At 40.9% G+C, this 8013-nt stretch carries 10 protein-coding genes and 1 pseudogene; 2 read left to right on the top strand and 9 right to left on the bottom strand.

Annotated elements, in window-relative coordinates:
- Positions 1–390: 390 nt before the first annotated feature.
- The 3 genes from hemG to EDC44_RS12645 are packed head-to-tail and all read right to left on the bottom strand — an operon-like array spanning position 391 to position 3006.
- Positions 391–903, bottom strand: coding sequence for a menaquinone-dependent protoporphyrinogen IX dehydrogenase (gene hemG / locus EDC44_RS12635; RefSeq protein WP_131979683.1), 513 nt, complete (start codon positions 901–903; stop codon positions 391–393).
- Between the two features lie 16 nt (positions 904–919).
- Entirely contained in the window at positions 920–2386 is a 1467-nt protein-coding gene (locus EDC44_RS12640) for a TrkH family potassium uptake protein (protein ID WP_131979686.1), read from the bottom strand.
- 11 nt (positions 2387–2397) lie between these two features.
- Complete coding sequence (locus tag EDC44_RS12645; protein ID WP_131979689.1) at positions 2398–3006, bottom strand: YigZ family protein; 609 nt, start codon at positions 3004–3006, stop codon at positions 2398–2400.
- A 295-nt stretch (positions 3007–3301) separates the two neighbouring features.
- On the opposite strand from EDC44_RS12645, the gene tusA reads away from it, so the two are divergent.
- Both tusA and greB read left to right on the top strand, forming a co-directional pair.
- The gene (gene tusA, locus EDC44_RS12650) at positions 3302–3541 is read left to right on the top strand and encodes a sulfurtransferase TusA (RefSeq protein ID WP_131979692.1); all 240 of its coding nucleotides are present in this window, start codon (positions 3302–3304) and stop codon (positions 3539–3541) included.
- A complete protein-coding gene (greB, locus tag EDC44_RS12655; protein WP_131979695.1) occupies positions 3541–4017 on the top strand; it encodes a transcription elongation factor GreB in 477 nt (158 codons plus the stop codon). Before tusA ends, greB begins: the two co-directional genes overlap by 1 nt.
- Here the strand turns inward: greB and EDC44_RS12660 are convergent, their stop codons facing one another.
- From EDC44_RS12660 to EDC44_RS12685, 6 genes and pseudogenes are all read right to left on the bottom strand, one after another.
- A complete protein-coding gene (locus EDC44_RS12660; RefSeq protein WP_131979698.1) occupies positions 4018–4449 on the bottom strand; it encodes a SoxR reducing system RseC family protein in 432 nt (143 codons plus the stop codon).
- A gap of 9 nt (positions 4450–4458) precedes the next feature.
- The gene (gene rseB / locus EDC44_RS12665) at positions 4459–5427 is read right to left on the bottom strand and encodes a sigma-E factor regulatory protein RseB (protein WP_131979701.1); all 969 of its coding nucleotides are present in this window, start codon (positions 5425–5427) and stop codon (positions 4459–4461) included.
- Positions 5428–5508: 81 nt separating this feature from the next.
- Complete coding sequence (locus tag EDC44_RS12670; protein WP_131979704.1) at positions 5509–6087, bottom strand: sigma-E factor negative regulatory protein; 579 nt, start codon at positions 6085–6087, stop codon at positions 5509–5511.
- Positions 6088–6139: 52 nt separating this feature from the next.
- A complete protein-coding gene (gene rpoE / locus EDC44_RS12675; protein WP_131979707.1) occupies positions 6140–6715 on the bottom strand; it encodes an RNA polymerase sigma factor RpoE in 576 nt (191 codons plus the stop codon).
- Positions 6716–6842: 127 nt separating this feature from the next.
- A complete protein-coding gene (locus EDC44_RS12680; protein ID WP_131979710.1) occupies positions 6843–7100 on the bottom strand; it encodes an FAD assembly factor SdhE in 258 nt (85 codons plus the stop codon).
- Between the two features lie 154 nt (positions 7101–7254).
- A pseudogene (locus EDC44_RS12685) lies at positions 7255–7914 on the bottom strand (PTS fructose transporter subunit IIC); the annotation flags it as partial.
- Between the last annotated feature and the right edge of the window lie 99 nt (positions 7915–8013).

Consider the following 8013-nt stretch of genomic DNA (forward strand, 5'->3'; position numbering starts at 1 on the left):
TTGCATGTGTTAAGCCTGCCGCCAGCGTTCAATCTGAGCCATGATCAAACTCTTCAATTCAAGTTCAATCGCTCAATAAATACTGACTATAAAAATCATTCTAAAATGAATTTCAAGTTGACACTTATTAAGACTTCAAAATTTAAAATAGTTTTTCAAAATCCATCTACAAGTGCCCACACAGATTGTCTGATTATATTGTTAAAGAACAGTTTGCCGAAGCAAGGTTTTATATACTAAAGATTTCACGTTACCTCGTCAAGCAATATTTTTTAAAATATTTTTAAATTTTTACTTAACGATACGTCCTTGCATTGCGGAGGTGCATTATAGGGATTTCGCGTTCCATTGCAAGCAGTTTTATAAAAAAAGATTTTGTTTGCATATTTATTATTCAACAATGAATAAATCGGCGAAATCTTGCACTTTTTGCCAGTCGGTATATTCAATTTCTTTCGTTGGATCCGTTTCCCCGCCGGTCAATTTCATAATCAACCGGATACATAAACGATCAAATAAAGTATAACGCGGATACAACAATGCACCGGCAAATACGGCCGCTTGTTTCGGTTTCCACTTAATCCGTTCTAGAAACTTTTTCACATACAGATTAGTCTGCGGTGTATTTTTTTCCGCTTTGCGAGCCGTGAGATTTACACCAAAAAAGCCGCTATTCTTTTCATTTAAAATGCGATAATTGTTTTCGATGAATTGATAAAGCTGTTTATTAAAATGCCCGTAACGAATTGAAGCTCCGATAATCACCTGCGAAAATGGCTGTAAATCCACCGCACTTTCTGTCAGTGACTGCACGGTGATGTCTTGCTGTAAATGTTTTGCAATAAACTCAGCGATTTTTTTCGTTTGTCCGTCATGGCTGGAATATAAAATTAATGTTTTCATTTTGTTGGCTGTATTCTTATGATTTCCAAAAAGCCGGCGTCAATAATACCAGCACCGAAAAAATTTCTACCCGCCCGCAGATCATTGCAAAGGTTAAAATCCATTTTGCACTGTCGGGGATTTTTAACATATTGCTGCTTACCGAACCTAATCCTATTCCTAAATTATTCAGGCAGGCTGCCACGGCATTGAATGCATCAAACGCCCTGACACCGCAGGCAATCACACCTAAAAAGCAAAGTATAAAAACCAGTAAATAAGCGGAAAAAAACGCCCAGATCCCTTCAATTAAACGTTCCGGCAATAGTCGTTGTCCGAGTTTGATGGAATGTACTACTTTAGGATGAACAAAGCGGTTTAATTCCCTCTTGCCTTGCAGCCATAAAACTAAGATCCGCACCACTTTCAACCCTCCCCCCGTAGAACCGACACAGCCACCGATAAAGGATGAAAAAATCAGCAACATAGGAATAAATGACGGCCAACTATTAAAGTTGTCTGTAGTATAACCCGTCGTGGTGGAAATGGAAACCGCCTGAAATGCAGCTTGTTCTAAGCTCATTCCCACTGTCGAAAATTGATTATAGCCGTATAGAAAAGCAAACGTAACGCTAATTAATGCTAACTGAATTGCGGCAAAAAAACGAAATTCCGCATCTCGCCAATATATTTTTAAAGTATTTTCCCGCCCTATTTCACTGATGGCTCGGAAGTGCAAAGCGAAGTTACAACCGGAAATAAACAGAAACAATACCGTGATCCAATTAATCACAGAATTATTGAAATACCCTATACTGGCATCATGCGTTGAAAAACCGCCGATAGATACCGTAGAAAAACTATGGCAAATAGCATCGAAGCCATCCATCCCAGCCCACCAATAAGCCAAGGCACAAAGTGCGGTCAAAATACTGTAAATAATCCACAGAATTTTGGCAGTTTCGGCAATTCGCGGTCGCATTTTTTCACTATTTGCTACGGATGTTTCCGCTCGGTACATCTGCATTTGCATCCCGCCGATGCCAAGCAGCGGCATAATGGCAACAGCAAGAACGATGATCCCCATTCCGCCCAGCCATTGCAGAAACTGACGATAAAACAGTAATGCTTTCGGCATTTCGTCTAATCCAACCAATACAGTCGCCCCTGTTGTGGTTAGACCGGAAAAGGATTCAAAAAACGCCGATGCCATGGTAAAATGCTGGCTGTCAAATAGCAAGAATGGAATCGCTCCAAGGCTGCCGAGCAACACCCAGAACAACACCACAATTAAAAAACTTTCTCGAGCCCGCAACATAGCTTTATGGCGTCGGCACCACCACCAAAGCAATAATCCTGCAGACAGGCTCATTACAAAGGTTTCGATAAATGCCGTACCACCGCCGTCGTCGTAGATTAGGGCAACAAATGCTGGCGCCAGCATTGTGCCGGAAAAACAAATCACTAAAATGCCGACGATTCGGATAATGGATAAAATTTGCACTCAATTCTCTCTTAATCTTTTTTTATAATTTGTAACTGTCCTGCGGAACGAGCATTAATCTCTTGTGATAACGGTGTGATATCATCATCACTAACCGCCAATTCAAATTTCACCTTTTCCGCAAACGATTGATGTTCAATCACTACATCGTATTTTTCAAATAACAGCTGCAACCAATTCACTTGAGCATAATCACAGGTTAATTCATAGAGCTGCCGTTCGATTTTTAAGGTTGTCTGCAATAATTTCAAGGCCTGCTGAACACCATTGCCATAAGCCCGCACCAAACCGCCCGTACCTAATAAAATACCGCCATAATAACGCACCACCACCGCACTGATTTCACCGATATTGCTGCCCTGTAAGGCACTGAACATCGGTTTGCCTGCCGTTCCCGCCGGTTCGCCGTCATCAGAAAATCCAAACTGCTGAGAATCTTGCGGACTGCCTGCAATCGCTGCCCAACAATGATGACGGGCATCGCGATGTTGTTCACGAATATGCTGCCAATGCAAACGAGCTTCTGCAATACCGTTAACTTGCTGTAAATAAGTGATAAAGCGGCTTTTTTTAATTTCTTCTTCAAAAATTACCGCACTTTTAGGTATCAAATACTGCACGTGAAACTGTTCGCCCTCATTAGGTTTATAATTCAAATTGTGTAGGAACTGTTGATGTTTATCTATTATTTGAACTAGTGATTATTTTTGCCTTGTTCTGACTAAAAATAGCCCTAGTCCGAAGGGCTATACTTAAATTTAGCACATTCTGCGTTGTCAAATTCGCCAATAGTGTTGCTATTGGCTTCATTTTCCGTCTTGCCTGTGCTAAATTTAAGCGACAACTCAAATACAAACATTAATGACCCCCTATTATACGCAAGAAATTTAGGAAAACATATAAACCATCACGAAAATGACTGAAATTCAAATTAATCAAACACTTGATGCCGTAGGATTACGCTGTCCGGAGCCGGTAATGCTAGTGCGTAAACATATCCGCAAAATGAATGACGGCGAAATTTTATTGGTGATCGCTGATGATCCCGCCACCACTCGCGATATTCCGAGCTTTTGTCAATTTATGGATCACCGTCTGATTGCCAGTGAAACCGCTGAACTGCCTTTCAAATACTGGATCCGAAAGGGGTTATAATGGCAAAATCAAATTATATCACCCGTGCCGGTTGGAACATTTTAGATCAAGAATTGAAATACCTATGGAGAGACGAACGCCCGAAAGTCACTCAAGCGGTGTCGGATGCGGCCGCTCTTGGGGATCGCAGTGAAAATGCAGAATATATCTACGGCAAACGCCGTTTGCGGGAAATTGATCGCCGTGTGCGTTTTTTATCCAAACGCTTGGAAGTATTACAAATTGTGGATTATTCACCAAAACAGGAAGGCAAAGTGTTTTTCGGTGCTTGGGTGGAATTGGAAAACGAACAAGGTGAAATAAAATCCTACCGCATTGTTGGCTGCGATGAATTTGCTCCGGCAAAAAATTGGATTTCTATTGATTCACCGGTCGCTCGTGCTTTAATCGGCAAAACCATCGATGATGAAATCAAGGTTAATACACCGTCGGGATTGTTGACTTGGTATGTAAATCGGATTTGGTATGAAAAATAATTACAACACTCTCAACAAAATCGGTTTATAGGCCGATTTTTTATTGAGCCTTTTGGCATAGCCTTTTACGACGATAAACGATAATGCGGTGCAAAGAAAAATGATTGCGGCAGTCACCAATTCATTTTGAATAAATTGATTGCAAACCAACGTGGTCAGCAACAGCGTGGTAAGCGGCACGATATACATTAAAAGTGCGGTGAAAATTAAAGATTTTTCTTCTAAACCGATTTGCACCTGTTGCCCGGCTTTGAGCGGCATTAGGCTTTCAACGGTGAAAGTGTGCGTACCTTTGCTTCCTGCAAGTTCAGATAATATGGATGTGCCGCAACCTTTGCGAGCAGCACAGCTACCACAGGCAGATTGGGCTTGGCATTGCACGGTGGCAACGCCAGAATTATAGTCAATAACGACCGCACTTTCTGTGAGCATAATTAAGCCTTAGTTAAATTTAATATCTTGCACAATACGTTTTGCCGTAGTGAGCGGCAGTTGACCGATTAAGGTAATTTCCCGACCGTTCAGGGTTTCGCTGTAAATAGTGTGAACGCCCTGCTTCCAGCTGTTTTCATAATTATCCGGTAATTCGCTTGGTGAAATATAAAGCGTAAAGGAAAACAAACCGTCACTATAGAGCTGGCTTTCAATCACCGTATTTTCATAATCGTCATTCTCCGATTTAATGCATTTAAAACCCGGTGGTAACCAGCTTGCCTGCCAGTTTTGTTTCGCTTTTTTATCTTCTGTTTTCGAATCGGCAACAATCAAGGGCGGAAAACGGAAATGGTCAAAATGTTCCGCTAATTGGGTTAATTCATCGCTGATTTGTACATTAACCGTACGGAATTGTTCCAATAGTTGACCGTCACGATCCAATAAATCACTGCGTAACAACAAATGATGTTCTTCATCAATAAACAGCACATATTGATAACGGAAATTATCTTTAGGCAACAGTTTAACCGTTTGCACAATGCGGTTGGCCACTCGGTTACGTCCGCCGTCCACAAAATCATAATAACGGCTTAACTGTTCAAAATTCGCCCGCAAACCAATGGGAAGACTTTCCACAATTTGATTGGATTGAATGGTAAAAGGCTGAAAATTGGAATTAAAATACGCCACCAAATTGCCCCGTTGTAAAATTTCCTGCTGACTGCCGTCTAAATTAATGAGCTGAGCATAAGCAATACCATTCACTTTTGTATGACGATAACGCAATGATTCGATATTCGCCGGGGTAATTTGCAGAAAAAAGCGTTCATAACTTAAACTGTCTTCCGCCTGACGCATTTGGTTCAACAGAGTCAACACTGAATTTTCTGTATTCGCCAAGGCATTAGTGCCGATAAACACACAAGAAAACACAAAAAGTGCGGTTGTTTTTCGTAAAATTTTCATGAATTCCATTTTGCCTTTCCCTAAAACAAATACCCCTGAAACAAATTCACCACCTTAAATAAGGTGGTGAACAAATCATATCAGAAATTATTATTTTGATGAATTTAATTGTAAATCATCTGCATAGATACGGCGTTGTAATTCATAGTTTTGCAACATTGAACCGATACGTTTATTATGCTCTTCCACTTTCTCGCTGGTTGCTACATCTTGTGCCGGTGCATTATAGCTGACCGCCTGCGTACTGGAATTAAACGGTGAAGTTTGCAACACCGGAATATCATTATTCACGCTGTTATCTTTATTCATTGAAGTTTGTACACCGAACACCACCGCAAAACACACGCCGGCCGCCACTGCGAATTGGGTCAACGGCATTAATAAGGCTTTGATACGCTGAGCAAACAGATTACGTACGGTTTCTGTCACACTTGGCTGATCTTCAAAAACTTTCGCCACATTTAAGGTTGGTTCTGCATCAATTAATTCTGCCATTTTTGCGGTGAAACCTGCACCTAAGAATACTTCACTTTCTTGACGCATTACAGAACGAACGGTGTGATAATTCGCCCATTTTTGTTGCAAACCGACATCCTGGCAAATCATATCTACGGTTTGCTGATCGACATTTTCACCATCCATATAGGCGGAAAGTAATTCTTTTTGCATTTTGAACTCCAACAAGGTTGTTTGTTTATAGCACATTTATTTTACAATTTGTTTAACGTTGAATCAGCGGTTGGACTTTGCTTTCAATAATTTCTCTTGCTCGGAATATGCGAGAACGCACAGTGCCAACCGGACAATCCATTACTTCAGCAATTTCTTCATAGCTCATCCCTTCAATTTCCCGTAATGTAATCGCTGTTTTCAATTCTTCTTGCAAACCGTTGATGGTATCAAAAACCACTTTTTTCAGTTCCACCGACAACATTAGGTTTTCCGGGGTTTCAACATCCCTTAAATTCGATCCTAAATCATAGGATTCCGCTTCGTCTGCCAAAATATCTTCCGTTGGCGGACGACGACCTTGGGCCGTTAAATAATTCTTTGCTGTATTCACAGCGATACGATAAAGCCAAGTATAAAACGCACTATCACCGCGGAAAGATTCCAAGGAACGATAGGCTTTAATAAAAGATTCTTGTACCACATCGGGAATATCGTTAGGCGACACATAACGTGTCAGCAAACCTGCAACTTTATTCTGATAGCGTGATACCAACAAATTAAACGCTTTCTTATCGCCTTGCTGTGCTCTTTCTACTAAAGCTTGATCGGTTAATTGCTCACTCAACAGTGAAATCTCCCTACTGGTATTCCATACCTACTCACAATTTTAACCAAAGACAGCAAGTCTATTTGCTTAGTTAGAGAGGTTGAAATAATAAAAGTTCAAAATATTTTGTAAATTTCCGCGAATCTTAAGATCTTTTTAAGATTTGCAAATTTTGTATATGGGTGACAATTTGGCGTAATTCAACATCTTCCGGCTCACTGCCTTTGAAAATCCACGAAAAAAGTTGTAAATCCGTGCAATCCAACAAACGGATAAAGGCTTGTTTTTGTTGCTCGTTCAGGTTCACAAAATGCTGTTTATAGAACGGCATAATCACATTATCCAGTTCTAACATTCCCCGACGACAATTCCATTCCAGTTTAAATTGATTATTTTCTGCCATAATTTTCCGTGCTGATTGTATGTGATAGTTCTTAAAAATTTCTTAAAAAGATACCGCACTATTCTATCAAATCCCATCGTAAACACCAAAATAAAAGGCAGAGAAATATCCCTGCCTTTGGCGTTCTATGAAGAATGTGGTTAAAGTGCGGTGATTATTCCGCCAGTTTTGGTTTGATGATTGAATACACCACGCCCGTAATCACAGAGCCGATAGCGATAGCGGCCAAATATAATACCGGCTGGGAAACAAACGGAATCACGAATAAACCGCCGTGCGGTGCTTGTAATTGAATACCCGCCCACATTGAGATTGCACCGGCCGTTGCTCCGCCTAAAATGGCGCTGACAATCACACGAATCGGGTCTGCCGCAACGAATGGTAATGCACCTTCGGAAATAAAGCACAGACCTAATAAAAATGACACTTTACCCGCATTGCGTTGATTTTCGTTGAATTTATTGCGTGCGATTAAGGTTGCAATTGTCATGCCGATTGGCGGCACCATACCGGCGGCCATTGCGGCAGCGATTGGAGTGTAAACTTGTGATGCGATCATACCCACAGAGAAGGTATAAGCCGCTTTGTTCACCGGACCGCCCATATCCGTACACATCATTGTGCCGAGGATAATACCAAGGATCACCGCATTCACTTCCCCCATTGTTCTTAACCAATCCGTTAGGGTGGTCATAATGCTGGCTACCGGCGGGTTAATGACATAAATCATACCTAAACCGACGATTAATGAGCCTAGTAACGGTAAAATCAGAATCGGTTTAAGAGATGTTAAACTTGGAGACAACTTAATGTTGTCACAGACTACTGACAAACCCACTCCCGCTTTGCTTTTCAAAGCAATTTGATAAAAGAGGGTTTATTTTTTAGTTTTTTCACCTTTCTCTTGATATTC

The sequence above is a fragment of the Cricetibacter osteomyelitidis genome, from assembly GCF_004340985.1.
GTDB classification, from domain to species: Bacteria; Pseudomonadota; Gammaproteobacteria; order Enterobacterales; family Pasteurellaceae; genus Cricetibacter; species Cricetibacter osteomyelitidis.

What these genes read in the sequence shown, in the direction of transcription:
- EDC44_RS12660 (WP_131979698.1), bottom strand. Translation starts at nt 4,449, where the DNA reads ATGCTCACAGAAAGTGCGGTCGTTATTGACTATAATTCTGGCGTTGCC.
- rseB (WP_131979701.1), bottom strand. Translation starts at nt 5,427, where the DNA reads ATGGAATTCATGAAAATTTTACGAAAAACAACCGCACTTTTTGTGTTT.
- EDC44_RS12680 (WP_131979710.1), bottom strand. Translation starts at nt 7,100, where the DNA reads ATGGCAGAAAATAATCAATTTAAACTGGAATGGAATTGTCGTCGGGGA.
- greB (WP_131979695.1), top strand. Translation starts at nt 3,541, where the DNA reads ATGGCAAAATCAAATTATATCACCCGTGCCGGTTGGAACATTTTAGAT.
- hemG (WP_131979683.1), bottom strand. Translation starts at nt 903, where the DNA reads ATGAAAACATTAATTTTATATTCCAGCCATGACGGACAAACGAAAAAA.
- tusA (WP_131979692.1), top strand. Translation starts at nt 3,302, where the DNA reads ATGACTGAAATTCAAATTAATCAAACACTTGATGCCGTAGGATTACGC.
- EDC44_RS12670 (WP_131979704.1), bottom strand. Translation starts at nt 6,087, where the DNA reads ATGCAAAAAGAATTACTTTCCGCCTATATGGATGGTGAAAATGTCGAT.